The sequence below is a fragment of the Klebsiella sp. 141162 genome (assembly GCF_050600755.1).
Taxonomy (GTDB): Bacteria; Pseudomonadota; Gammaproteobacteria; order Enterobacterales; family Enterobacteriaceae; genus Klebsiella; species Klebsiella aerogenes.
Window position 1 is genome coordinate 73,171 of record NZ_JAQIRI010000010.1, and the last position, 26,442, is coordinate 99,612.

23 protein-coding genes and 1 tRNA gene are annotated in these 26,442 nt (G+C 53.9%); 12 read left to right on the top strand and 12 right to left on the bottom strand.

All coding sequences use genetic code 11. The features are described 5' to 3' along the window. Entirely contained in the window at positions 1 to 2,838 is a 2,838-nt protein-coding gene (gene glnE, locus PGR23_RS21075) for a bifunctional [glutamate--ammonia ligase]-adenylyl-L-tyrosine phosphorylase/[glutamate--ammonia-ligase] adenylyltransferase (protein ID WP_396280086.1), read from the bottom strand. A 21-nt stretch (positions 2,839 to 2,859) separates the two neighbouring features. Further along, on the bottom strand, positions 2,860 to 4,155 hold the full coding sequence (locus PGR23_RS21080) for an inorganic triphosphatase (RefSeq protein WP_396279388.1): 1,296 nt from the start codon (positions 4,153 to 4,155) through the stop codon (positions 2,860 to 2,862). Positions 4,156 to 4,367: 212 nt separating this feature from the next. Between PGR23_RS21080 and PGR23_RS21085 the strand changes: the two genes are divergently transcribed. Together PGR23_RS21085 and PGR23_RS21090 are read left to right on the top strand one after the other, a co-directional pair. Further along, positions 4,368 to 4,988 carry a TIGR04211 family SH3 domain-containing protein gene (locus PGR23_RS21085; protein ID WP_015369636.1) on the top strand — a complete coding sequence of 207 codons (621 nt, stop codon included), beginning with the start codon at positions 4,368 to 4,370 and terminating at the stop codon, positions 4,986 to 4,988. Positions 4,989 to 5,049: 61 nt separating this feature from the next. After that, positions 5,050 to 6,291: a multifunctional CCA addition/repair protein gene (locus tag PGR23_RS21090; protein ID WP_396279387.1), complete on the top strand. Its 1,242-nt coding sequence runs from the start codon at positions 5,050 to 5,052 to the stop codon at positions 6,289 to 6,291. Positions 6,292 to 6,302: 11 nt separating this feature from the next. Here the strand turns inward: PGR23_RS21090 and bacA are convergent, their stop codons facing one another. Further along, a complete protein-coding gene (bacA, locus tag PGR23_RS21095) occupies positions 6,303 to 7,124 on the bottom strand; it encodes an undecaprenyl-diphosphate phosphatase (protein WP_045392213.1) in 822 nt (273 codons plus the stop codon). A gap of 69 nt (positions 7,125 to 7,193) precedes the next feature. After that, complete coding sequence (folB, locus tag PGR23_RS21100) at positions 7,194 to 7,577, bottom strand: bifunctional dihydroneopterin aldolase/7,8-dihydroneopterin epimerase (RefSeq protein WP_047065604.1); 384 nt, start codon at positions 7,575 to 7,577, stop codon at positions 7,194 to 7,196. A 233-nt stretch (positions 7,578 to 7,810) separates the two neighbouring features. On the opposite strand from folB, the gene plsY reads away from it, so the two are divergent. Both plsY and PGR23_RS21110 read left to right on the top strand, forming a co-directional pair. Next, positions 7,811 to 8,431 carry a glycerol-3-phosphate 1-O-acyltransferase PlsY gene (plsY, locus tag PGR23_RS21105; protein ID WP_015703522.1) on the top strand — a complete coding sequence of 207 codons (621 nt, stop codon included), beginning with the start codon at positions 7,811 to 7,813 and terminating at the stop codon, positions 8,429 to 8,431. Between the two features lie 213 nt (positions 8,432 to 8,644). Beyond that, complete coding sequence (locus PGR23_RS21110) at positions 8,645 to 10,114, top strand: MFS transporter (RefSeq protein ID WP_047078348.1); 1,470 nt, start codon at positions 8,645 to 8,647, stop codon at positions 10,112 to 10,114. Between the two features lie 86 nt (positions 10,115 to 10,200). Here the strand turns inward: PGR23_RS21110 and tsaD are convergent, their stop codons facing one another. Continuing rightward, positions 10,201 to 11,214: a tRNA (adenosine(37)-N6)-threonylcarbamoyltransferase complex transferase subunit TsaD gene (gene tsaD / locus PGR23_RS21115; RefSeq protein ID WP_430915655.1), complete on the bottom strand. Its 1,014-nt coding sequence runs from the start codon at positions 11,212 to 11,214 to the stop codon at positions 10,201 to 10,203. A gap of 238 nt (positions 11,215 to 11,452) precedes the next feature. Here tsaD and rpsU point away from each other — a divergent pair, with 238 nt between their 5' ends. From rpsU to rpoD, 3 genes are all read left to right on the top strand, one after another. Next, on the top strand, positions 11,453 to 11,668 hold the full coding sequence (rpsU, locus tag PGR23_RS21120; RefSeq protein WP_001144069.1) for a 30S ribosomal protein S21: 216 nt from the start codon (positions 11,453 to 11,455) through the stop codon (positions 11,666 to 11,668). A gap of 177 nt (positions 11,669 to 11,845) precedes the next feature. Beyond that, positions 11,846 to 13,591, top strand: a complete 1,746-nt coding sequence (gene dnaG, locus PGR23_RS21125) for a DNA primase (protein ID WP_396279386.1) — start codon at positions 11,846 to 11,848, stop codon at positions 13,589 to 13,591. Between the two features lie 150 nt (positions 13,592 to 13,741). Continuing rightward, positions 13,742 to 15,586, top strand: coding sequence for an RNA polymerase sigma factor RpoD (gene rpoD, locus PGR23_RS21130; protein ID WP_015369628.1), 1,845 nt, complete (start codon positions 13,742 to 13,744; stop codon positions 15,584 to 15,586). A gap of 70 nt (positions 15,587 to 15,656) precedes the next feature. Here the strand turns inward: rpoD and mug are convergent, their stop codons facing one another. Next, a complete protein-coding gene (gene mug, locus PGR23_RS21135) occupies positions 15,657 to 16,163 on the bottom strand; it encodes a G/U mismatch-specific DNA glycosylase (protein WP_045392228.1) in 507 nt (168 codons plus the stop codon). 125 nt (positions 16,164 to 16,288) lie between these two features. Between mug and PGR23_RS21140 the strand changes: the two genes are divergently transcribed. Together PGR23_RS21140 and PGR23_RS21145 are read left to right on the top strand one after the other, a co-directional pair. Further along, positions 16,289 to 16,364: transfer RNA gene (locus PGR23_RS21140), tRNA-Ile, on the top strand. Between the two features lie 560 nt (positions 16,365 to 16,924). Then, complete coding sequence (locus PGR23_RS21145) at positions 16,925 to 17,998, top strand: hypothetical protein (protein ID WP_380377219.1); 1,074 nt, start codon at positions 16,925 to 16,927, stop codon at positions 17,996 to 17,998. On the opposite strand, the gene PGR23_RS21150 is transcribed toward PGR23_RS21145, so the two are convergent. The 6 genes from PGR23_RS21150 to PGR23_RS21175 are packed head-to-tail and all read right to left on the bottom strand — an operon-like array spanning position 17,964 to position 23,668. Next, positions 17,964 to 19,394 carry an amidase gene (locus PGR23_RS21150; RefSeq protein ID WP_380377221.1) on the bottom strand — a complete coding sequence of 477 codons (1,431 nt, stop codon included), beginning with the start codon at positions 19,392 to 19,394 and terminating at the stop codon, positions 17,964 to 17,966. The genes PGR23_RS21145 and PGR23_RS21150 overlap by 35 nt on opposite strands. Continuing rightward, positions 19,387 to 19,593 (bottom strand): hypothetical protein, encoded by a 207-nt coding sequence (locus tag PGR23_RS21155; RefSeq protein WP_380377222.1) that lies wholly within the window; start codon positions 19,591 to 19,593, stop codon positions 19,387 to 19,389. Before PGR23_RS21155 ends, PGR23_RS21150 begins: the two co-directional genes overlap by 8 nt. Next, entirely contained in the window at positions 19,571 to 21,208 is a 1,638-nt protein-coding gene (locus PGR23_RS21160) for a DUF4910 domain-containing protein (RefSeq protein ID WP_380377224.1), read from the bottom strand. Before PGR23_RS21160 ends, PGR23_RS21155 begins: the two co-directional genes overlap by 23 nt. A 14-nt stretch (positions 21,209 to 21,222) precedes the next feature. Further along, positions 21,223 to 22,395 carry an MFS transporter gene (locus PGR23_RS21165; protein ID WP_380377226.1) on the bottom strand — a complete coding sequence of 391 codons (1,173 nt, stop codon included), beginning with the start codon at positions 22,393 to 22,395 and terminating at the stop codon, positions 21,223 to 21,225. Continuing rightward, the gene (locus PGR23_RS21170; protein ID WP_396279385.1) at positions 22,392 to 22,730 is read right to left on the bottom strand and encodes a hypothetical protein; all 339 of its coding nucleotides are present in this window, start codon (positions 22,728 to 22,730) and stop codon (positions 22,392 to 22,394) included. The genes PGR23_RS21165 and PGR23_RS21170 overlap by 4 nt, the downstream gene beginning before the upstream one ends. Continuing rightward, positions 22,715 to 23,668, bottom strand: a complete 954-nt coding sequence (locus PGR23_RS21175) for a hypothetical protein (protein ID WP_380377230.1) — start codon at positions 23,666 to 23,668, stop codon at positions 22,715 to 22,717. Before PGR23_RS21175 ends, PGR23_RS21170 begins: the two co-directional genes overlap by 16 nt. A gap of 484 nt (positions 23,669 to 24,152) precedes the next feature. On the opposite strand from PGR23_RS21175, the gene PGR23_RS21180 reads away from it, so the two are divergent. From PGR23_RS21180 to PGR23_RS21190, 3 genes are all read left to right on the top strand, one after another. Then, entirely contained in the window at positions 24,153 to 24,362 is a 210-nt protein-coding gene (locus PGR23_RS21180; protein ID WP_380377231.1) for a hypothetical protein, read from the top strand. 107 nt (positions 24,363 to 24,469) lie between these two features. Beyond that, positions 24,470 to 25,738, top strand: coding sequence for a hypothetical protein (locus PGR23_RS21185; protein ID WP_213316633.1), 1,269 nt, complete (start codon positions 24,470 to 24,472; stop codon positions 25,736 to 25,738). Positions 25,739 to 25,786: 48 nt separating this feature from the next. Beyond that, the gene (locus PGR23_RS21190) at positions 25,787 to 26,437 is read left to right on the top strand and encodes a dTMP kinase (protein ID WP_396279384.1); all 651 of its coding nucleotides are present in this window, start codon (positions 25,787 to 25,789) and stop codon (positions 26,435 to 26,437) included. The last annotated feature ends 5 nt before the right edge of the window (positions 26,438 to 26,442 follow it).

The following is a 26,442-nucleotide window of genomic DNA, read 5'->3' on the forward strand; positions in this document are numbered from 1 at the left end:
TTAAGCCATCAACCACTTCTGCCAGCTGGCGCTCACCTGCTGGCGTTCGCCGTCGAAAGCATCCAGCGCAACGTTGCCCGGCTGCTCCTGCAGCGCCAGGTGGTGCAACGCATCGCGTAGCGTGGTGTAAGCATGGGTAAGCGCCCGCGCCTCTTCTTCATCCATGATGTCGTTCTGCGCCAGCAGTTCCAGAATACGCACATTATCGGACCAGCGCGTCAGCTTTGGCTTTTCATGCGCATAGCGCAGCACCAGATATTGGGTAATAAATTCAATATCGGTGATACCGCCGGCATCGGCTTTGATATCAAAGCGATCGCGCTGCTTATTGCCGAGATGGGCGCGCATCTTTTCCCGCATCTCACGTACTTCGGTTTGCAGCGTCGCGCCTTCACGCGGAGTGGTCAGGATATCGCGGCGGATCGCATCGAAGCGCGCCTGCAGCGCCGGGTCGCCATACACCACCCGGGCGCGAACCAGCGCCTGATGCTCCCAGGTCCAGGCTTCATTGCGCTGATAATCGGCGAAGGCGTCGGCGGTAGTCACCAGCATGCCCGCCGCGCCGGATGGACGTAAGCGAGCGTCCACTTCATACAAGATGCCCGACGAGGTGCGGGTGCTGAAAAGATGCATGATCCGCTGTGCAAGGCGCAGATAAAACTGGCGACCATCGATTTCCCGCTCGCCGTCGGTCATCACCTCCATCGGACAGTCGTGGAGGAAGACCAGATCGAGATCGGAACTATAACCCAGCTCCCAACCGCCAAGTTTACCGTAACCCACTACCGCAAAACCGCGTCCCTGACGGTCGCGCAGATGAGTCGGCTGGCCGTAGCGGGCGACCATCTGTAGCCACGCCTGCTGTACCACCGCGTCGATCATCGCCTCCGCCAGCCAGGTTAAGTGATCGCTCACTTTCATCACCGGTAGCGTACCGGCAATATCGGCGGCGGCGATGTGCAGCAATTGCGCCTGTTTAAACTGGCGTAGCGCTTCCAGCTGCTGTTCTTCGTCTTCTTCCGGCACGCGCAGCAAATACTGGCGCAGCTCGTCGCGGTACGCATCGGTCGCCGTCGGTTGATAAAGCGTGTTCGGATCCAGCAGTTCGTCCAGCAGCAGCGGGTGGCGCGCCAGCTGGCTGGCGACCATCGGCGAAGCGGCGCACAGGCTAATCAGGTGTTTTAGCGCGCCGGGGAATTCGCTGAGCAGCTCCAGATAGGTGGTACGGGTGACGATACCGGTCAGCAGCGGGGTGATCCGCGCCAGCGGCAGCGGCGCATCCGCCCGTGAGCAGACCTCGCTAAGCAAATGCGGCATCAGCTGGTCGAGCACCTGCCGCCCGCGCGGGCCGATGGTGCGCCGGTCGAGCTCTTTGCGAAAATCGGCGATCAGCGCCAGCACGCTGCGCCGGTCGTTGTCGTCGAGGTGCGCCAGCGCCGGCGTTGTGTCGTCTTCTTCCAGCGCGTCCTGCCACAGTTCGCGCCAGTACTCTTCCAGCTGTTCATCCGGCGATTGCGCTTCATCATCGCCAATCAGTTCGTTAAAGACGCGACGCACGCGGCGCATCTGCTCTTCCAGCTGTGCGCTGAGCGTCTGCCAGTCGGCGACGCGCATCCCCCACGCCAGACGCGCGCGGTTGAGTTCATCCTGCGGCAGGGTTTGGGTTTGCTCGTCGTTAATGCTCTGCAGCAGGTTTTCGAGACGACGCAGGAACAGGTAGGCTTCACGCAGCTGGGCGGCATCGCCTTCCGGCAACAAATGCAGCTCGTCAATCGCCGCCAGCGTCGGCAACAGCGCACGCTGCTGCAAGGCCGGTTCGCGACCGCCACGGATCAGCTGGAAAACCTGAACGATAAACTCTATTTCGCGAATGCCGCCCGCGCCAAGCTTGATATTGTCTGTCAGGCCGCGGCGGCGAACTTCACGGGCGATCATCCCTTTCATGTTACGCAGGGACTGAATGACGCTGAAATCGATGTAGCGGCGGAAGACGAACGGGCGCAGCATGGCGCGCAGTTCGTTGGCGTACACGCCGTCGTTATCGCCCATGATCCTCGCTTTCACCATCGCGTAGCGCTCCCAGTCGCGCCCCTGCTCCTGGTAATAGTCTTCCAGCGCCGCAAAGCTCAACACCAGCGGGCCGCTGTCGCCAAACGGACGCAGACGCATATCCACGCGATAGACGAAACCATCCTGCGTCGGCTGATCGAGTACTTTGATTAACCGCTGGCCCAGACGGGTAAAGAACTGACCGTTATCCAGCTCGCGGCGTCCGCCCTGGGTGGCGCCGTGTTCCGGCCAGGCGAAAATGAGATCGATATCGGAAGAGAAGTTAAGCTCGCCGCCGCCCAGTTTCCCCATGCCCAGAATCAATAGCGGCTGCGCTTCGCCCTGCGCATTGCACGGCGTCCCCCACTCCCGGCAGCAGGCGGCGTACAGCCAGTCGCGGGCGGCGACGATTAAAGTCTCCGCCAGGGCGCTGAGCTGCTGCAAACTGCTCTCTTCGCTTACCAGCAGCAGTGCCTGCGCCCAGGCGATACGCACCATTATCCGGCGGCGGAACTGGCGTAGCTCGCGCATCAGCGCGGCCTCGTCAGTCACCTCTTGTAGCTGTTCCGCCAGCCAGTCGCCGTAATGACGCCATTCGTCGGCCTGCGGCGGCGCGCTTTCCAGTTCAGCCAGCCACTGCGGCTGAGCGACCAGACTCTGTTCAACGAACTCGCTGAATGTCATCACCGACTGCGCCTGCGAACTTAACGTTTGCAGGGGAAAATCTGCCGGAAGCCGGTTTACAACCGTCTGCCAGTGCTGCTGTAACTGCGAAGAAAGCGCCATTATAGGGGTCTCCCTGGCCTGAAATTATCGTTTTCCACTATGCAGCCAGAATGGTTCCGCGGCCAGCGCCTGACGACGGAAATATTCGATGACGCTGCGGTCATTGTTCTCGATAGCGCGGCGCACCTCTTGCCAGTTTTCCAGCCAGCTCTCGGCGACCTCGGCATAGGCGCTGGATAGCAATTGAACGGTGTCGATCTCGCGCGCCAGACGCGTGAGCCGATCGCTATAGTCGTCCTGCGTCTGCTGGAAGTTGCTTTTCAGCTCCGCCGCCGCTCGCGACAGCTGGATATCGGCAAAGCGTTTGAACGAACCGGCGATTTTCTTTTGCCCCGCGTCGTTGAGGAACGAACGCCAACCGCGGGTAACCAGCCACTCGGTCAGCAGCAGTTTGGCGCCAACCGTGGCGCGGTTGAATAACGCCGCTTCGGCTTTTTCCGCTCCGTCCAGCGCCGCTTCGGCCTCAGTGAGCAATTCACGTAACTGCACGGTGGCTTTTCGCGGCACAATGCCGCCAAACAGCACCAGCGCGTGGCGCACGCGGGCCATCGCCTGCTGGATTTCACCTTTAGCGGCCGCGTTACCCCGGTTCCAGACTTCATCATGATAGAGCCAGTGCGCCAGCGCGCTTTCCAGCGCCGCTTCCAGCCCCTGCTCGACGCTGGCTTTCGCCGCCACGCGCACGACCGTTAACGGTTTAACCGGGCGCGCTTCGTTGCCCTGCGCCAGCTGATAGCCGCGCGCCGCTTTGCTCAGGCTGCCCTGGCGCAGCACGCCGGTTGCCAGTAAACGATGCGCCAGCGCCAGAATGTCCGCGGTATCGCCGCTCAACAGCTCAAGCTCCAGTTCGCAAATGGCTTCCTGATGCTCACCGGCTTTGACGTCGCCAAGGTCGAGGGCTATCTCAATCTGACTGTCGCCCTCTTTCACCACCCATTTTTCACGGAGGAAATCAGTGCTGAACAGCGGCTGCACATTTTGCGCCAGTTCTGCCGGCAACTGCCCCTGCGGCCAGACTTCAGCCGGCAGTTTATCCAGCGCCAGCTCTGCTTTTTCCAGCGGGATATTGTATTCCGGACGCTGATGCAGGCCGCCCACCACCCGACCGGCAATTTTCAGCGTCATTTCATAGCGCTCCCGATCGCCGCGGATCCGCAGCCCCATGTCGTGCCGGCGCAGCCAGTTATCGGCGGTTTCGTAGTAAATATTCAGCAGTTGGCCTGCCGGCGTGTGCTGCGCATCCAGCGAATTGAGATGCTGGCGCAGCGCCTCAACGCCGTCGTGGGCAACGATAAACTTCAGTTCGATTTCTTGAGCCATGGCTGAATTCTTCCACCTGATAAGCGTCGCCGGGAAAATGCGGCGAACTAATGACGATATTTTTTGTCAGTAAATAGTATTTTGCGGCGAATCGCCATGCAATGCGCATTTGCCAGCTGCATTTGGATGATTCCGATTGTGGCGGAAAACTTTGCGTCGCTCTGGCGATGCCACTACTATCGTTCAACTTTTTATGACCAAACGATGACCTGATGCCAAAATTACGCCTTATTACCTTTACATTGCTAGCGCTTAGCGCCGCTACGGCGGTTCACGCAGAAGAAAAGCGCTACGTTTCCGATGAGCTGAGCACCTGGGTTCGCAGCGGTCCTGGCGATAACTATCGTCTGGTCGGCACCATTAACGCCGGCGAGGCCGTCGACGTTCTGCAAACCAACGACAGCACGAATTACGCACAGGTACGCGATAGCAACGGCCGTACCGCCTGGATCCCGCTGAAAGAGCTGAGCAACGAGCCCAGCCTGCGCATTCGCGTGCCGGATCTGGAAAATCAGGTCAAAACCCTGACCGACAAGCTGAACAACATTGACGCCACCTGGAATCAGCGTACCGCCGACATGCAGAAAAAAGTCGCCGGTAGCGATGGCGCGATCAACGCCCTGAAAGAAGAGAACCAAAAGTTGAAAAACGAGCTGGTTGTCGCTCAGAAGAAGGTGAACGCGGCGAATCTGCAGCTTGATGATAAACAGCGCACCATTATCATGCAGTGGTTTATGTACGGCGGCGGCGTGCTTGGCGTCGGTCTGATCCTTGGTCTGGTGCTGCCGCATCTGGTACCGAGCCGCAAACGTAAAGACCGGTGGATGAACTAATTCGTCTTCTCTGCCAGACTTACGTATCATCTTGCGAAAAGTCGATGCGGGAGAAAGAGGCGTGAAGATTTATTTGGTCGGTGGTGCAGTACGAGATGCGTTATTAGGACTACCGGTCAAAGACAGAGACTGGGTGGTGGTTGGCGCCACGCCCCAGCAGTTGCTCGACGCGGGCTACCAGCAGGTAGGCCGCGATTTTCCCGTGTTCCTTCACCCGCAAAGCCGTGAAGAGTATGCGCTCGCGCGTACCGAACGTAAATCCGGCTCCGGCTATACCGGTTTCACCTGTTATGCCGCCGCTGACGTCACCCTTGAGCAAGATCTACTGCGCCGCGATCTCACCATCAACGCGCTGGCTCAGGACTCTGACGGTCAGATTTACGACCCCTACGGCGGCCTGGCCGATTTGCGTCAGCGCCTGCTGCGCCACGTCTCCCCGGCTTTTAGCGAAGATCCGCTACGCGTACTGCGCGTCGCGCGTTTTGCCGCGCGCTATGCCCATCTCGGTTTTCGCATTGCCGATGAAACCATGACGCTGATGCGTACGATGGCCGACGCCGGCGAACTGGCGCATCTGACGGCGGAGCGGGTATGGAAAGAGACGGAAAACGCGCTTGGCACGCGTAATCCACAGGTCTTTTTCCAGACCCTGCGCGACTGCCACGCGCTGAAGGTGCTGTTCCCGGAAATCGACGCCCTGTATGGCGTCCCCGCGCCCGCCAAATGGCATCCGGAAATCGATACCGGTGTTCACACCCTGATGACGCTCACCATGGCGGCGATGCTATCGCCGGCCATCGACGTCCGCTTCGCCACCCTGTGCCACGATCTTGGCAAAGGCTTAACGCCCAAAGAGTTCTGGCCGCGCCACCACGGCCACGGCCCGGCGGGGGTGAAGCTGGTGGAACAGATTTGCCAGCGCCTGCGGGTACCGAACGATATCCGCGATCTGGCCAGACTGGTCGCCGAATTCCACGATCTGATCCACACCCTGCCGATCCTGCAGCCAAAAACTATCGTGAAGCTGTTTGATAGCATCGATGCCTGGCGCAAGCCGCAGCGCGTGCAGCAAATCGCCCTCACCAGCGAGGCAGACGTGCGCGGACGCACCGGTTTTGAATCCTGCGATTATCCGCAGGGGCGCCTGCTGCTTGAGGCCTGGGAAGTGGCGCAGGCGGTTTCCACTAAAGAAGTGGTAGCGGAAGGTTTCAAAGGACCGGAGATTCGCGAAGAGCTGACGCGGCGCAGAATTATTGCCGTGACGCGGTGGAAAGAACAACGGTGCCCCCAGCCGCAAGGCTGAGGGCCATGACCTCAGAAGAAGACCACGTAGACGGCTGCCGCGACGATAAAGCGGTAGATTGCAAATGGGATAAACGAAATACGTTTAATCAGCTGCAGGAAGGTTTTAATCGCAATCAGCGCCACGATGAACGCCATGATAAAACCAACGGCAAACATCGGGATATCGCTGGAGTTGAGAAAGCCGATGCTCTTGTAAACGTCCAGCACGGTGGCGCCCATCATCATCGGTACCGCCAGCAGGAATGAGAACTCGGATGCCGCATAGCGGCTAACGCCCATCAGCATGCCGCCGGAAATAGTCGCCCCGGAGCGTGAGAAGCCAGGCCACAGCGCCAGACACTGGAAGCAACCGATGGCAAACGCCTGACCATAGGTCATGTCGTCAAGACCCAACGCGCGCGGCTCTTTCGGTTTGAATAGCTCCGCCGCGATCAGCAGGAAGCCGCCGACAATCAGCGCGTACATCACGTTAACCGGGTTAAACAGCGATTTAATCAGGTCATGAAACACCAGCCCCAGCGCCACCGCCGGGATCATGCCTAACAGGATATGAATCAGCGACAAGCGCCCCTGGCTTACGCCCTCATGCTGCAGAGGACGGCCAAAATGAATGCCGATCAGGCCAAACAGTCGACGCCAGAACACCACGACGACGGCGAGTATAGAACCCAGTTGAATCACGACTTCAAAAGTATTGGCGGTATCCCCTTCAAAACCAAGGAGATGGCCAACGATAATCATATGTCCCGTACTGGAAACCGGTAAAAACTCCGTCAACCCTTCAACCACACCCAAAATTGCCGCTATCAGCAGCGAGTGTAAATCGCCCATTCAATAAACCCTTAAAATAAAAAGTAAAATTAAAATCCAGGCACTAAGACCGGTATAAAACAAATTTGTTTAAACATTATGACGAGAAACGTTTTGTTTCAGATTACTGCCACGTTCAATGATTACGCCGACGTTGGCCGCACGGGCCACCGCGCCAGGCTTGCTGACTTTAATCCGCACCCACGGAGAATTGAATTTTTGCAGCAGCAGCTCGGCTATCTCTTCGGCCACCCTTTCGACCAGCGCAAAACGCCCGCCCTCGACGTGGTTAATAACCAGTTCGCTGATATCAGCATAGCTCAGACAATCGCTGACATCGTCGCTGGCTGCCGCTTTGCGGTTATCCCACGCCATTTCGATATCGAACACTAACTTCTGTTCGATGGTCTGTTCCCAGTCGTAAACACCGATAGTGGTGATTACCGAAAGTTGCTCTATAAATACAATATCCATCACGACCTGCCTGCTTTTTGGCTAAACCGGATACCACTTCCGGCGAATTATGCGTATTATCCACAGATGCAAAGACATCCCCTAAAGAATTCACGTGCCCTGACAGCGGCGACGCAGCAAGATTTCGGGAACATAGCAGCATCACTATGTAACCTATCGCGCAAAGAAAGCCAACAAGCTGTTAACACGAAAATGGGTGGGGTCCTAACGACGTTTTCAAAATGGAACAGCTGATGAGTGCAATCGCGCCTGGACTGGTTATCCTCGCCTACCTCTGCGGCTCAATTTCCAGCGCCATTCTGGTATGCCGTCTTGCTGGTTTGCCCGACCCTCGCGATAGCGGTTCCGGCAACCCAGGGGCGACGAACGTACTCCGAATTGGCGGCAAGGGAGCAGCCGTAACGGTATTAATTTTTGATGTCCTGAAAGGGATGCTGCCGGTATGGGGCGCCTGGGCTCTCGGTCTGACGCCATTCTGGCTCGGGCTGGTGGCGATCGCCGCCTGCGTAGGCCATATCTGGCCGGTGTTCTTTAATTTCCGCGGCGGCAAAGGCGTGGCGACCGCATTTGGCGCTATCGCTCCCATCGGCTGGGATCTCACCGGCGTGATGGCCGGCACCTGGCTGCTGACTATTCTGCTCAGCGGGTATTCATCGCTGGGCGCTATCGTCAGCGCGCTGGTAGCCCCTTTCTACGTCTGGTGGTTCAAGCCGCAGTACACCTTTCCGGTCTCGATGCTCTCCTGCCTGATCCTGCTGCGCCATCACGACAACATCCAGCGCCTGTGGCGCCGTCAGGAAACGAAAATCTGGTCACGATTCAAAAAGAAGAAAAAAACGCCAGAGCAGAAATAATCTCCGCGCCCGGCCGCCTGTGCCGGGCTTCTTTGCCCCCACAAACACATTCTATTTCCCACTTTTTTAGCCAATCATAGCGGCAAAAGAGAAAACCAAAGATAATCCTTTCACTACAATGACTTAGTTATGAGTTATAACCAAAAGTGATTTTTTCGTCCCCGCGTCGCTGTTTACTCTGAAGCTCTTTATAAGAGAAAAAAGCACAACACCATGACTGATGTAATTAACGCGACGCCCGCGGCAAACTCTGCGTCGCCCGGCGGGGAAGTAAAATGGATCGGCAGCGCGGCGGACGTCTCGCGCCTCATTAATGAAGGCAGCAGCGGGCGCAATAACGCGCGTATCGTCATGGGTATCGCCCTCGGCGGTATTTTCCTTGATGCCTACGATCTCGGCTCACTGGCCTTCGGGCTGAAAGATATCACCCGGGAATTCAACCTGACGCCTGCCGGTACCGGGATGGTCGCCTCAGCCATCACCTTCGGCGCTATCGTTGGCGCGCTGCTCGGCGGTTACTTGACGGACAAAATTGGCCGCTATCGCGTGTTTATGGCGGATATGCTGTTCTTCGTGGTAGCGGCAATCGCCTGCGCGCTGGCGCCGAATGAATACGTCCTTACCGGCGCGCGCTTCGTGATGGGCCTCGGCGTCGGGATCGACCTGCCGGTGGCGATGGCGTTCCTCAGCGAATTCGCGAGGCTCAAAGGCCCCGGCAACAAGGCGGCCAGCGTGGCGATGTGGTGCCCGACCTGGTACGCGGCAATTAGCATTTCCTATCTGCTGGTACTCTTTTTTTATGCCGTCTTGCCAGAAAGCCACAGCGACTGGCTATGGAGAATCATCCTTGGCTTTGGCGCGATCCCGGCGCTGGTGATTATCGCTATCCGCAGCCGCTACATGAGCGAATCGCCGGTGTGGGCCGCCAACCAGGGCAACCTGCGTGAAGCGGCCTCCATTCTACGCCAGGCGTACAACATCAATGCACACGTTGCCCAGGACGCGCTGGAAAAACCGGCGCCCAAAGTTCGTAGCGCCCAATGGAGTAACTATCTGCGCCTGTTCCGCGGCGTCTACCTGCGCCGCACGACGCTCTCCACTCTGCTGTCGGTGGTTTCCTCGTTTGCCTATAACGCCGTCGCGTTTGGTCTGCCGGTGATCATCTCCAGCTTCTTCGTACAGTCGATGCTGACGACGATTTTGATTTCGCTGGCGCTGAATTTGCTGTTCGCTTTCGTGGGAGGAATGCTGGCGGTACGGCTGGTACCGCGCTTCGGGGCCTGGCGGATGTCGCTGGCGGGTTATGGCTGCCAGTTGACGGCGCTGCTCGGCCTGGCGCTGATTGGCCGCCCTGATGGCGCAGGCGAAGGCGTCGCTGCCGTGGCGATGCTGGCGCTGTTCCTTTTCGGCCAGGGATTCGGCCCCGGCGCGCACACTATGACCTTCGCCTCGTTAAGCTATCCCACATCGCTGCGCGGCGTTGGCGTCGGGCTCAACCAGACGCTTATGCGCGGCAGCTCGACGCTTTCTTTATTCCTCTTCCCGCTGCTGGTCGCCGCGCTGGATACCCGCGTTTTCTGGATCATCGCCGCGGCGCCGCTGATTGGGCTGTTGTCGCTGCTGGCGATACGCTGGGAGCCGTCGGGCTACGACATCGACGCCGAGGATTATCAGCAGCCTTAATCCACGCGTAAAAAAGCCGCCTCGATGGGCGGCTTCAGACTGCTGACAAAGAAGGAAAAAGCGTGGTTTTTCCTTCTTTGTGGTTATCAGGCGGCCGGCAGTTCCGCCAACGGCCAGCGCGGCCGCACGGTAACGCCGAGTCCGGCATTGGCGCCGCCCTGCAGGCGGACCATCCCGGCGTAAGCGATCATCGCGCCGTTATCGGTACAGAACTCAGGACGGGCATAAAACACTTCGCCGCCGCGTTTGCTCATCATTTCCGCCAGCTTCGCGCGCAGCGTACGGTTAGCGCTTACGCCCCCCGCCATCACCAGACGCTTAAAGCCGGTTTGCTCCAGCGCGCGGCGACATTTAATCATCAGCGTATAGACAACCGCGTCTTCAAATGCGCGGGCGATATCGGCACGGGTTTGCTCATCGTCGCCGTTGTTACGAATGGTATTGGCGGCGAAGGTTTTCAGGCCGGAGAAGCTGAAATCGAGCCCCGGACGATCGGTCATTGGCCGCGGGAAGACGAAGCGGCCTTCGGTGCCCTGAGACGCCATTTTCGATAGCATCGGCCCGCCGGGATAATCCAGCCCCAACAGTTTCGCTGTCTTATCAAAGGCTTCGCCAGCGGCATCGTCGATTGACTCGCCCAGCAGTTCATACTGACCAATGCCGGTGACGCTAATCAGCTGGGTGTGACCGCCGGAAACCAGCAGAGCGACGAACGGGAACGCCGGCGGATTATCTTCCAGCATCGGCGCCAGCAGGTGTCCTTCCATATGGTGTACCGGGATCGCCGGCACGTTCCAGGCGAACGCCAGCGAGCGGCCAACGGTCGCGCCGACCAGCAGCGCGCCCACCAGGCCAGGGCCTGCCGTATAAGCAACGGCATCAATATCTTTCGCCGTCAGGCCCGCTTCTTTGAGCGCCGCCTGGATCAGCGGAACGGTTTTACGCACGTGGTCGCGCGACGCCAGTTCAGGCACCACGCCGCCGTAGTCAGCATGTAATTTCACCTGACTATACAGCTGGTTGGCTAACAGACCTTGTTTATCGTCGTAAATAGCGATGCCGGTTTCATCGCAGGATGTTTCAATTCCCAGTACACGCATGAGTTGTTTTACCTCGTTTCAATACCGCGCAGTGTAGGACCAATGACCGGCGATGTAAAACTTTGCTCACCCCTGGTGTTCTCTTCGTGTATACTCCTCACCCTTATAAAAGTCCCCTTTCAAAAAAGGCGCCGGTGCTTTACAAAGCAGCAGTAGTTGCAGTAAAATTCCGCACCATTTTGAAATAAGCTGGCATTGCGGCCAGCGGCAAACCGAATTAATCAAAGGTGAGAGGCACATGCCGGTAATTAAAGTACGTGAAAACGAGCCGTTCGACGTAGCTCTGCGTCGCTTCAAGCGTTCCTGCGAAAAAGCAGGTGTTCTGGCGGAAGTTCGTCGTCGTGAGTTCTATGAAAAACCGACTACCGAACGTAAGCGCGCTAAAGCTTCTGCAGTGAAACGTCACGCGAAGAAACTGGCTCGCGAAAACGCACGCCGCACTCGTCTGTACTAATCTGTTGAGAGCGAAGCTCTCAATTCAGACCGAGTTGTAGTTGTAAGGCCGTGCTTCCGAAAGGAATGCGCGGCTTATTTTCGTTTATGCATTAGCAGATACACGAGATCGTTCAAACTGTCTTCAGGCGACATATCGAGGCCGTTTGCAGGATGCAGTGTATAGATTACGGGGCATATGGCTGGACGAATCCCACGCGTATTTATCAATGACCTGCTGGCGCGCACCGACATCATCGATCTGATCGATGCTCGGGTGAAGCTGAAAAAGCAGGGCAAGAATTATCACGCGTGTTGTCCATTCCATAACGAAAAAACCCCCTCCTTCACCGTCAACGGTGAAAAGCAGTTTTACCATTGCTTCGGCTGCGGTGCGCACGGCAACGCCATCGACTTCCTGATGAACTACGACAAGCTCGAGTTCGTCGAAACCGTCGAAGAGCTGGCCGCCATGCACAACCTTGAAGTGCCCTATGAAGCAGGTAATGGACCGAGCCAGATAGAACGGCATCAGCGGCAGAATCTTTATCAACTGCTGGACGGTCTGAACACGTTTTACCAACAGTCTCTGAACCAACCCGCCGCCGAACCCGCGCGCCAGTATCTGGCAAAACGCGGCTTAAGCAGCGAGGTGATTACCCGCTTCGCAATAGGCTTCGCTCCCCCAGGCTGGGATAACGTTTTAAAACGTTTTGGCGGCAATCAGGAAAACCGCCAGTCGCTTATTGATGCGGGCATGCTGGTCACCAACGATCAGGGGCGCAGTTACGACCGCTTCCGCGAACGGGTGATGTTCCCGATTCGCGATAAGCGAGGCCGGGTGATTGGTTTTGGCGGGCGCGTGCTGGGCGATGCGCTGCCAAAGTACCTGAACTCCCCGGAGACCGATATTTTCCATAAAGGCCGCCAGCTGTACGGCCTGTATGAAGCGCAGCAGGATAACGCCGAACCTCAGCGTCTGCTGGTGGTCGAAGGCTATATGGACGTCGTCGCTCTGGCGCAGTACGGCATTAATTATGCCGTGGCCTCGCTGGGCACCTCGACGACCGCCGACCATATTCAGCTGTTGTTCCGGGCGACCAATCAGGTCATCTGCTGTTACGACGGCGACCGGGCTGGCCGCGACGCGGCATGGCGAGCGCTGGAAACGGCGCTGCCGTATATGACCGATGGCCGCCAGCTGCGTTTTATGTTTTTACCTGACGGCGAAGACCCGGATACGCTGGTGCGTAAAGAGGGCAAAGAGGCGTTTGAAGCGCGGATGGAGCAGGCACAGCCGCTCTCCACGTTTTTATTCAATAGTCTGATGCCGCAGGTCGACCTGAGCACCCCGGATGGGCGCGCGCAGCTGAGCACGCTGGCGCTGCCGCTGATTACCCAGGTGCCGGGCGAAACGCTGCGCATCTATTTGCGTCAGGAGCTGGGCAACAAACTGGGCATTCTGGATGACGCCCAGCTTGAACGTTTAATGCCGAAACAGGCGGAAAATAGCGCTTCGCGCCCGGCGCCGCAGCTAAAACGCACGACCATGCGTATACTTATAGGGTTACTGGTGCAGAACCCCGATCTGGCGCCGCTGGTTCCGCCCTTAGCCGGTCTGGATCAGCAGAAGATGCCAGGGCTTGGTTTATTCAGCGAACTGGTCAATACGTGTCTGGCGCAGCCAGGTCTGACCACCGGGCAACTTTTAGAGCAGTATCGCGGGACAAATGAAGCGGCAACCCTTGAAAAACTGTCGATGTGGGACGATATAGCAGATAAGGATATCGCTGAACAAACCTTCACCGACTCGCTCAACCATATGTTTGACTCACTGCTGGAACTGCGACAAGAAGAGTTGATAGCTCGCGATCGCACACATGGTTTAAGCAGTGAGGAGCGCCGGGAACTCTGGACTATCAGCCAGGAACTGGCCAAAAAATGAATTTAACGGCTTAAGTGCCGAATATCGATCGGGAAGCCCCCGACAGCCGCGCTGAGGCGCAGCGGCAATAATATAAGTACGCCCTCGCTTTAAATGTTGGCAGTTCGTCTGCCTGCACCAATCAAACGAATTAAGTGTGGATACCGTCTTATGGAGCAAAACCCGCAGTCACAGCTGAAGCTTCTTGTCCAACGTGGTAAGGAGCAAGGCTATCTGACCTATGCCGAGGTCAATGACCATCTGCCGGAAGATATCGTCGACTCCGATCAGATCGAAGACATCATCCAAATGATCAACGACATGGGTATTCAGGTGATGGAAGAAGCACCGGATGCCGATGATCTGCTGCTTGCTGAAACCTCCAATAATACCGATGAAGACGCAGAAGAAGCGGCGGCACAGGTGCTGTCGAGCGTTGAATCTGAAATTGGCCGTACGACCGACCCGGTGCGCATGTACATGCGCGAAATGGGTACCGTTGAACTGCTGACCCGCGAAGGCGAAATCGACATCGCTAAACGCATCGAAGACGGGATCAACCAGGTCCAGTGCTCCGTTGCGGAATATCCGGAAGCCATCACCTATCTGCTGGAGCAGTACGACCGCGTTGAAGCTGAAGAAGCTCGCCTGTCTGACCTGATCACCGGCTTCGTCGATCCGAACGCTGAAGAAGATATGGCGCCGACCGCCACTCACGTCGGTTCAGAGCTGTCTCAGGAAGAGATGGACGACGACGAAGATGAAGAAGAAGATGACGACGACGACAACAGCGATGACGATAACAGCATCGATCCGGAGCTGGCCCGCGAGAAATTCGCCGAGCTGCGCACCCAGTACGAGCTGACTCGCGACACCATCAAAGCGAAAGGCCGCAGCCACGCCGCCGCGCAGGAAGAGATCCTCAAGCTGTCCGAGGTTTTCAAACAGTTCCGCCTGGTGCCGAAACAGTTCGATTACCTGGTCAACAGCATGCGCAGCATGATGGATCGCGTTCGTACTCAAGAACGTATCATCATGAAGCTGTGCGTTGAACAGTGCAAAATGCCGAAGAAAAACTTCATCACCCTGTTCACCGGCAACGAAACCAGCGAAACCTGGTTCAACGCCGCCGTGGCGATGAACAAGCCGTGGTCCGAGAAGCTGCATGACGTTAAAGAAGACGTTCAGCGCGGCCTGCAGAAACTGCAGCAGATTGAAGAAGAAACCGGCCTGACCATCGAGCAGGTTAAAGATATCAACCGTCGCATGTCCATCGGCGAAGCGAAAGCCCGTCGTGCGAAGAAAGAGATGGTTGAAGCGAACTTACGTCTGGTTATTTCTATCGCCAAGAAATACACCAACCGCGGTCTGCAGTTCCTCGACCTGATTCAGGAAGGCAACATCGGCCTGATGAAAGCGGTAGATAAGTTTGAATACCGTCGTGGTTACAAGTTCTCCACCTACGCCACCTGGTGGATCCGTCAGGCGATCACCCGTTCCATCGCGGATCAGGCGCGCACCATCCGTATTCCGGTGCATATGATTGAGACTATCAACAAGCTCAACCGTATCTCCCGCCAGATGCTGCAGGAAATGGGTCGCGAGCCGACGCCGGAAGAACTGGCTGAGCGCATGCTGATGCCGGAAGACAAAATCCGTAAGGTGCTGAAAATCGCCAAAGAGCCTATCTCCATGGAAACGCCGATCGGCGACGATGAAGATTCGCATCTGGGTGACTTCATCGAGGATACCACCCTCGAGCTGCCGCTGGATTCTGCGACCACCGAGAGCCTGCGTGCGGCAACGCACGACGTGCTGGCGGGCCTCACCGCTCGTGAAGCGAAAGTGCTGCGTATGCGTTTCGGTATCGACATGAACACCGACCACACGCTGGAAGAAGTGGGTAAACAGTTCGACGTTACCCGCGAACGTATTCGTCAGATCGAAGCGAAGGCGCTGCGTAAACTGCGCCACCCAAGCCGTTCTGAAGTGCTGCGTAGCTTCCTCGACGATTAATCGTCGCGCTGCAAAGAGAGTAAAAAGCTCCCCGTGGGGAGCTTTTTTTATGCCTGCGATTCGGGCGCCATCACCGCCCTCGCCCCGCCAGCGCCTCATCCAGTTCGCGATAGGCTTCAACCAGCTTGTCCAGCGACGCCCGGTTTAAACCGCTTGGATTGGGCAGCACCCAGATTTCAGTTTCACCGATGGTCGCTTCCTGGCGTCCCCACTTCGCGCCACGCACCCTGAACGCCTGCTCATAGGCCTGCTTGCCGAGCACCGCCAGCGCCTGCGGCTGATAGTCCTGAATTTTGCTTATTAGCTCCTGCGCGCCATTACGCAGCTCCAGCAGAGCGACTTCGCTGGCCTGTACCGTCGGCCGCTCAACCAGCATGGTGATACCGCAGCCGGTATCCAACAGATGCTGCTCCTCTTCCGGCTTCAGCTGCCGCTCGGTGAACCCCGCCTGGTGAATAACCTTCCAGAATCGATTGCCGGGATGGGCAAAATGAAACCCCGTATGCGCGGAGGACTTCCCCGGATTGATGCCGCAAAAGACCACCCGCAGCCCCGGCGCCAGGATATCGCTAATCATAATTTCTCCGGCTGAATGACTAAAAAGCTGATTATAAAGGATTGAAAATGCATTGTTTATAAAAACAGCAGGCGCGCGCTTTACGCTGGATTGCAGCGTGCAGTTACATTATAATCCCTCGCCACGGCCCCTTAGCTCAGTGGTTAGAGCAGGCGACTCATAATCGCTTGGTCGTTGGTTCAAACCCAACAGGGGCCACCAAATAAAACAAGGACTTAGATAAGAAATTATCTAAGCCCTTGTTCTTTCTCGTTATTTAAGTCGGTATAGAATCGCCTTCTCGCCCTCTTCATCTCGTGATCTGCCCCCTCTGACAATGGTGTAAATCAGTGATACTGCACCGAGCCACGACAGACAAAGAACATTCGATTCAAAGTGCCACACCCGCCAGACCCCCACTCATTGCAATCGAGTTTCCCTGGGAGAAGTCATTACACGGTTCATCTTCAGTAGGAATGAGTTCGACTAACGACATTATGCTGATTAATACCTGATAAGATATTTTTAAGCAGTCTGAGTGCCACATCTTTCGCTAACAAGTTTCATTTTAATAAAAACAGATTACGGTATAACCCACCAACAATAAAAGATGATCTATTTCTTATTTCAAATATCAAGGTATTATATCCATGAGAGATTTAAAGGGATAAATAAAATCATCGCATCAGAAGAACATCTAATATTAACGCTGCATTACTTGACAAAAAACCAGATAAGTCAATAATTAACAGATGCACGCCACAATTAACCATGGAAAGAGAATGATTACAGCAAATAACATTGCTTTACTGTTCGATGATACTGTCCCTACTCAGTATTTATTTTCTTTAGCTAAGAACATCCCACTTCCGCAGAGGCTATCATGGTTATATATAATTGCGAACATCAGAGAAAGTAGATTATTAGATGAATATGAAAACACATTGAGTAAACATAACTCCCAAGCGAAAAATAAAAAATTTGATAAAATCTATGCGAACACCGAACAAACGTTAAGCCTCTGTGGTGGTACCGTAGACCGATCATTGCTGGCAAAAGATATTGTCGACATCACCCACCTTATCGCGCAAAAAATTCACTGGGACGATCTGCAGTTTTTGCCAGAACATCCGCACTATATGCGTGCCGAATATCTTGAGGCTACGCTACAGAAAGTGAAATCCGTTGAGGACGTGTGCCTGGCTCTTAATATTAACTGCATAGACTGTAGACCTGACAGCGCAACCATCGAGATTAACCAAGCGCGTGTCGATATTATAACGGATAGCGATAACTACGCCGACCTCCGTCTCGACGATAAACAGCGAAGCGCGAGTATTGCGCTTAATGCCGCTGACTTTACCAGCCTGACACCGAGCGAAGCTCTTGAGCTAGCGCATGAAATTGGCCACTGTCGTAACCACCTATCCAGCCCCTATCCCAGCGGAGATTTTGCGCTTCCTTTCTGGGATACCGAACTGCCGGCCTTTGAAGAAGAGTGGCGCTTATGTACAGCGTTAGATCCCCACGTAAGCCTGCAAGCATGGTCTCTCGAAGCCATTAAGCAATCCGTTTTCGCTCTTTTTCCGCTTCTGGCCCCTGAAAACGGTATAGAACGGGCGTTTCGCTATGCCCTGGAGCACAATCCCATTTATTGCAACAGCGCGAAAACACCAGAATGGCTACTGGAAAAAACATCTCTTTTCGTCTGGACTGGAGTCCCTTACGTGCAATATTTCCTCAGCCTCGCACATCTCATTTTACGCCATAGCCCCAAGGATGAGCAGCTTGCGAAATTATTGTCGCGCAGCTATTCACGTTTTACGCTGCGGCTTCCTTCTGCTGGCATATCATAACGTCATCACTCAGTGCGGGCATTGCGAGCCATTTCTCCATCTCCTCGCCCGCGTCCAGCACAAAGCTGTCATCAAATAATCTGCCAACGAGTTGCATCCCCAGAGGCAATCCATCCTCCGTCAGCCCCAGCGGCAGGCTCAGTGCAGGATTCCCCGTCACGTTAAAGGGAATTGTCTGCGTTGGTACGACATGGCTAGCCGGTGGCCAATCCTGTGAAAACTCATTGAAGTGCGGTGCGGCCCGCAGCGTGCCGGGAAACAGCAACAATGAATAGCGCGAAAATAATTCAGCATTCAGCCAGCCAGTCAGTTCCGTACGTAAACGCAACGCATCCAATAGCTCAGTTGCCGAAATTGTTGCACCGGGGAGGATCCGCTGATAGGTAAAACGACCGTATTCAGCTCCTCGTGTGCGCAGATTGTGCTGATGGATAGCAAAAGATTCGGCAGCCATGATAATTCGCCCACAGGCATTAAACAGAGAAAAATCCTTAAATCTCACCTCTTCGACCTGTGCTCCCGCGTCAACCAGAAATCCGACCGCCCGATCCATCGCAGCGATCAGTGCCGGGTCGGTATGTGGATTATCCGTTAACAGATGTCGTGGCCAGGCTATGCGGTGACTGGGCCATGTCACCGCTCGGGGAGATAAATCCAGTTTACGGCTGTTGGTCGTCGGGTCGGCCGGGTCATATCCGGCAATCGCCTGTAAAACCCTACGGCTATCATCGCTAAAACGCGTTAAGGGCCCACAATGATCCAGCGTCCATGATAGGGGAAATACACCTGCCCGGGAGACGACTCCATAGGTTGGTTTAAACCCAACGATACCGCATAAACAGGCGGGGCCGCGTATTGAACCGCTGGTATCCGAACCAAGAGCGATGGGAACCAACCCCGCAGCGACTGCAGCGCCCGCCCCCGACGAAGATGCTCCGGTAAAATGTGCCGTATTCCAGGGATTGCGCGCAGGAGGAAAAGGAAGCTCAATACTCGGGCCGCCCAGAGCAAACTCATGCGTCGCCAGTTTGCCTAAATATACTGCGCCGGAGGCAGCCAGGCGGGACTCCACGGTACTACTGCGCGTCGCACGATGTTGCAACATCAAATACGAATGACAGGTTGTCGGCTCACCCTCAACGTCAAAAATATCTTTTAGGGCATAAGGTATGCCCGTTAAGGGACTACACGGCCCTCCCTTGGTCAGGATATCATCGGCGCGACGTGCGCAGCGGTATGCGCGCTCCCTATCAACCTGTATAAATGCGTGTAGAGTTGGATTAAAGCGTTCAATACGTTCCAGGAAGTACTCCGTCAACGCCACTGAAGTCAGTAACTTCTGCTGCAACTGCCGCGACAACTCGGCCAACGAAAGAAGATGAAGAGCCTTATTCACGGGTTGCCTCATAATGGTGGACGATATCCTCAGGGAAAAAGCCGTTAGCAGGCTCAGTCTGCTCAAAGCGGCAAGAACTAATCCGCTCCACAGCATGACGAAGTTCAATAACGCACTGTAACGTGCCCGCTCGCCAGGCCTCCGGCACATCGATGTTCTCTTTCACCATACAACATTCAAAAAGCTGTTGTGGATCCATAAGTTTCGCCCCCCGGAATGTGATTTGCTCTACAGACCTGAAAATAATCAGAGGAATCAAAAAGTGAGAATAGTAATGCAGCCACCTCATCAGAGAGTGGTAAACCTATCGTGTTAGCCGATTCATGCAGTAACGTCTCCCTCCGGCATCCATTAGCCCCAATCGCACAAAGATGCAGAAGCGCAAGGTAACGTTTATCCCGTGAAATCAACGTTTCTATCGACTGTCGCAGCGGTTTGTCCAACCGCTGGATAAGGCCCCTGAGGTTAAGCGGCCCCTCCCAGCGCCCCACCAAGCCGCCATCCTCAGGAGCCGGCTCTTGACGATGAGGCAAAATCTGTTCTGGACGTAGCGCCTGCAGTTGCATAATTAGCGCCAACGCCACAGCAACCGCACGCTTCATCTCTACACCTGAGACTTTATCGGGCAAATCTGCCGCGGTATGATTGAACCGATCGTTGATGTGGCAAAGCTGTACCGCAGGGCAGTTACGCTGCGCATCGCTATGGTTCATAAACAGTGCGTGATCGGAAAAACCGTGGAAAGGCATGCTAAGCCAGGAACCAGGATACCCGGCGGTCAGGGCAAAAACGTTCTGCATCAGCATTTTTGCCATCTCTCCCAGTGGGGAGGCTAAGCTGTCTGGAGGGAGCTCAACACACATTGGCGCCCCGCATCGCTCAGGGTCTTCACCCACCATATCCAGATTAATTACCGCAATCGGTCCCGGCAGGTGACGCCTTTTATACTGCATCGCCGCCACGCCAAGAAATTCAGGCCCCCAGATGAAGCGAATAGGATAACGCAGCGTCCCGGACGTTTTTATCAAACACTGCACCAGTCTCGCCACTTCAAGCGAGGCGCTCACCCCGGATGCATTATCGTTCGCCCCCGCGCGGGAATGGCATAGGTGTGCAGTTACCCAGATCTCCCGCACCTCCGTCTTACCAGGAATTGAGGCACTCACTACGGGCATGGAGGCATCATCATCAATCACGATCTCGACATACGCCTCAGTTTCGGCGCAAGCCAGGTCTCGTAGCTCTTCCGGAAGCACGCTAAAGGCAAATAATTCGCAATCTGGCGGCAGCTCAAGGCGGCCACGCCAGTAACGCCCGCTATCGGGATCAAAACGGGCAAAGGCATCGGTCACAAATCCCGCCGCGCCCCGTTGCTTCAGACTCGCCAACAGACCAGCAGGTTGATAGTCCGACGCGGGGATAAGGACAACTTTCCCGTTGAGGTCGTTTACCTCATCAAAGAAAACCATGGGATACTGTCCACACGCCGCCGCTGAATAGGTGGCCAAAGTAAAAGGTTTGCTCCGGTGGTCTAGTACACAGGATGGGGGAAACAGAGACAACGTCGCTTTTAGTGGCGTCCAAGCCACAGGGGCCTGGAAATCCCACCAGCTTCGGGAGCCATTAGCAGTGAAGTGGTGGACTGTCGCATCGCACATCCCCTTCTCTTTTGCTACGCGAGAGATAAATGTCGCCGCAGACATAATGCCCTGAGAGGCCTGATAACGATCGAACTCACCAAGCCCATGGATAATATCGAACATCTCCGTTTCATTACCGTTACTCAGCGCCCATTTAAGCCATTTCTGCGTCATGCTTTGCCTCACGGTTAATAATTATCTGACAATTTTTCCTGCATCCTGAGCACGTTGGAGGCCACTAACACTATCGAACCTGACACAAACAGCCCTCCCATCACACCCAATACCACACCTGTCGAAACCTGATTACCCCAGAGCGCATAAAGCGTTAGTGATACCGGGATGAACATTTTGAAGATGCTGCCAGTGATACCATTAATTTTGCCGAGATCGTCAGCCGGGGCCACCACCAACCTGTAGGTTCGAACGCAGACAATATAGAGAGAGAAAAGAAAAGATTCGCAAAACAACATTGCGCCTAAGGTTACAGGCGTAACGTGAAGGCTGGCGAAGAGGTAGGCAAGCCCAATTAGAGGAATACTGTAGGCCAACACCCGTATGACTCCCACGCGTTGCTCAATATGTTCCGACAGCCACGATCCGCTTATAGCGCCCAAACCACCAACTGCGAAAAGTAACCCGACCTGAAAATCGGTGAAGGTAAATGTCGACTTCGCACAGTACATCACCACGACTTCCGAGACGACAATCACAGCATTAGCAAAGGCCGTCCACCACGATAAAACCCAAAGATTACGCAATCGATAGAGGGCTCGAAAGCCGTATATAACATCGGGTATAAACGGTTTTTTCCCCCTTGTTGGCGGACGTCGGAAAGTCATTATGCCAAGCAACAGGGCGACAGACAGCAGCACCCAAGAAAAATGCAGCGCCTGGGTATAACTTAATACCAGCAATAAAGCGCCAATTATGGCGGGTCCTGCGCTTTCCATGACGTTAGTCACCATATTCGTATAGCGGTTATAGGTGATTAGTCTGTTATCAGGTAAAGCAGTTCGGGACTGGACGATGAGCGAGTTATTTGCGAAATACGTCATCCCCATTAGCACGAATACCAGAAGAAAAAGCAAATGTGGCGATGGAGCGCCATACCACGCCAGCACCGCCAACACCGCTGTCTGTCCCAGAGTCCCTAACGTAAAACCGCGACAGCTGCCGACTCTATCCACCAGCGCACCAATAATGAATCCTAAAACCATAAAAGGTAGGTATTCAAACATGCGTACATAGCTCATCAAATCATTGGACTGAGTCTGCTGAAATGCCCATAACGGCAAAATAAAGTTACTTATTTTCTCGGCAACAGCTTTCAGCATTGTAATAATTATCAGTAAGGTCATGACAAAGAACGGTCCTTCAAAAAGCGAGCTACAAACGCGCGATCTTCCATAAACACGGGTAAATCAACCTTACCGAGTAATTCGCTTACCTCCTGCCGCCAGGGCGACTCAGGGAGTGACTGGCAGAGCGTGCGTAAAAAAGCAAAAAAGCGTCCCTCTCCCTCGAGCATGGCGATCCGTCCGCGCGTAACAATTGCCCGTTGCTGAAAATTTAGCGGCGTTTCGATGCCTTCCAGCAGCGTCATTTTTTTCCATACACTACGCAAATCAACCAGTGGATCCGCGTTCATCGCAATGCCAAGGCTGATCATCTGAAACATCATTGATTGATACATAACCGCTCCTCAACCGCCTGTTCGTCACGATAAAACGTATAGATTTCATCCTGCATGTCATAAAAAAGGAAATTGAGATATGACATATCATCCAGAATTTCGTTTTGCTGCTCGTGAGTAAGCAGAGAGATTTCCGAGAAATAGTGGCGTGAAAAATTGGCGTGATCGCCCTGAACATTAATGCGGGCATGCGCCAGATGACTGTCACGTATCCGACGAAAACCAGGGATATCGGGAATTCGCTCGGAGAACATCAGCATATCTTCATCATCACCTTCATAGAAAAACAGGCTGGCAAAAAACGAGTGAGGGCGACGAAAAGCAATATCCTTGAGAAAATCCATATAGGCTTGCGTTGAGGGGAGCGGTTGCGAGGCAAACACTTGGCTGTCATTCCATGGCGTATCCTGAAAAGCTTTGGCCATAATACGCTCATGAAATAGCTCTTCTTTAACAAAATCCCGGGCAAGCGCAGCAAGTGCTGGAGAGAAGTTGTGTCCAAGAATACCAATCAGCGAGGTGATGGCCAGTCGGGTGACGTGAAAATATTCCAGCGTCCAGCCCAACAGCAGGGCTCGGTGCTTTTCAGGTTCCAGCAGTGCCAGCGCAAGCGGAGTTTCCCCCCGTTCTAACAACCATTTATTATTAACTATATTAAACAGATGGTTATAAAAAGCATTTCCGGTACTCCCCAATTCGCTGACGGGAGCAAAACTACCGGTATGTTCAAAAACAAGATTGTTTTCTATGAGATATTCACAAAAATGGGTTTGATCCCGCTCGGCGCACCCTTTTTTGACTAATGCATCAGCCAATTGCTGTGCAGAAATATATTGAACTTCATCATCAAAACTTATTTCGAACACCTGCTCAAACACATAAAATAAAAAAACATGGCCACAAAACTTTATTTTCACATCGGAGGGTAAATAGATCATCAGCAGCCCCTAATGAAAGGCAACAACGATAAGATTCAGTAATAATTAATGGCACAAATCCCTGTGCCACTAATTCGCGTCATTAACAATTACAACGCGGCACCACCACGACGTACTTTCTTCAGTTTCTTCGTATTCATAATGACTCTCCTTAATTAACATTCAGGTTTATGCATTACGCTCCGCTCATTCACAGATTTGAGAACGAACAGGAGTTTAGTCTTATCACAGCGATAACAATTGTCAAATAAAAAGTTACTAACAAGTATCATTTTTATGATGAAAAAACGATGAAGCAGCGGAGATTGCAGTGTGTCCTGCAGCAATGGTCATCGACGAAGATGACACATCGATACTAAGTAGTAACATTCTTGCTTGACAAAGTAGTCGACAGGGATATAACTATTCTTGCTACGTAAATGTTGAGTGATTGTTTCTCATATGTAGCCTAACCGGTATTCCACTTTCAAATGAGGACGTGAGAATGAAAACTGCTTTAAAACAAAATCCAAGTAATAATTTCAACCTGAAAAATGAAGCTGTAAATCTGATCGTACATGGCGCACATCATCAGTATGCCGACCTGTCCGTCAGTGAGCTGGAATCAATGCGTGCTAATCGCGCATTTATTCCGGCTTCACGGCATGGGATTGAAACTATTTGCGGTGCCAGCTGCGAAACCGGCGCACAGTAAAAACCAAGGCCACATTCCCATGTGGCCTTACTTTCATCATACATCTTTAACCGATAATCTAATAATCCTATAACGACTTACTATTCAGGGTAATGCGAGGTGATGCAATGTCAGCAAAGTTATCTTTAAATTCAGAGGGACCTGCAATCTCGGTTGTCACGGCACATGGACGCCAGCAACTCATCAGTAATAAAGATGAGCGCTTAATTGACGTCCTCAACCGTAATAATGTTCCGTGGTCTGCAGTCTCTATCTACCAGCGTAATGAAGATGACGAAACGCTACACCTCTGCTCTGGCCTGGAAAAGAGCATGTCTGAGTTTAACGCTGATGAACTATTGCTTTATTTCAATCGTAACGTAAATCCTTTTAAATTCTCGCCAGAGAATTTTCGCATCGTGCCGGCATCAGAGGACGAGCAACAGTCGACGGAATACATCTATCAGGATTTACAAAACAGCGACTCCAGCGCCCAAAGTTATCTGAAAAAACTGACGCCGGAAGAGTGTCAGTCGATTATTGCCCAGCGGGTTGCCGATACCATTAAAGAAAATTTGCCGGAAGGGGCTCATCTGGTGGTGGGGGTCAGCGGTGGCGGTGACAGTAATGCCATGCTGCACGGTCTGAGCCTCATCCGCGACTATGTGCATATTCATCCCGTCATCATTATGGGGATCCCTGATTGGGATAAAGGCGTGCCGCGCGCCAAAGCGCTGTGTGAAAAATATCAGCTCGACCTTAAAGTTTTTGACGAAACAGAAGTTAAATCCCTGCTAGGTATTCCTTCCGACGGCGAAAGCCTTATTGATCGCTTTGAGCGACATTTTGTCGGTGACGACTTTGAATTCCTCGGAACATTGCTTATTCGTCTCTCTCTGACTCGCTATGCGCGAGAGTTGAATACCACCTTTATCAGCACCGGTCTGAATCTGGAAGATGTGCTGTGTGAAAATCTCTATCGCGTGACGACCGGATTAAAGCCAGCTTCCAGTCCCGCTCGTAAAATTGGCGATATGACACTGGTAATGCCCCTTTGGATGTGCCCGAAACGGATCATTGACGGCTGTTTTCCTAAATACTCCCTCGACAATTACGAAGCGCGTTACCCCTGCTTCTCCCTGGGGCGCAATCTGTACTACAGCGTCATTTATACGCTGCAATCGAGCTACCCGGGATTTCCGGAGCAAATGGCCAGAGGACTATCTCTGCTGGCAGAACAGAATCCAGTGGAGTACCACCTGGATGAACAACTCGGCTTTTATGTAGAACGATTGGTTCCACTGGCGCTACGCCATCAGTTTAAAAAAATGCTCAATGATGCCCAAGGGGTCAGCCTGGACGAGCAGGCAGAGGACATTCTGCGTACGCAGCGTTAATCCCGGCCCCGGCGCACTGCGCCGGGACAACACCAGCCTGAGGTATTTATGTTAATTAACTTATTGGGTTGTGACGGCTGCGGAAAATCAACCCAGTTGCGTCAGGTTATCCCGTGGCTGGAAGCCCACTATTCTCAGCCAGTCCGGTCAATTTCGAAAAAAGATGCGTTGAACATCAACGCCATCCCTGAAGCTCGCTATTTTGGCTGCGACTACCATACCCTGATGTTCGAGATCCTGCCTGAAATGCGTGGAGCAAGCCGGGCTCTGTTTATCTTTAATCTGCTTGCTATACCGCTTTGCCATCAGCCGGTACAAAACGATGAGATTGTGATTCTGGATGGTGGCTGGCAAAAACATGTCGCCACCGAGATGGCATTGGGCCTTGATGAGCAATGGTTGACTAATCTGGCCGACATTTTCCCTAAACCCGACCTGACGATATTCCTCGACGTGGATCCGGATACCATCCTCGAATGGCGTAGGCAAAAAAATGGCACTCATGCTCCCTACGAGTGCGGGAACCAATCAAACTGCAGCGACGCCCTTTTTCTGGAGCAAATGAATAAGGTATACCGAATTTTGCTCAGGCAGAGCCGGGAACAAAATTGGACACGAATCGACGGTAAAAAAACTACGACGGAGGTGTTTCAGGCGATTACCCAAACTATCACTGCAACCTTCGAACCCGCACGTTGAAAATT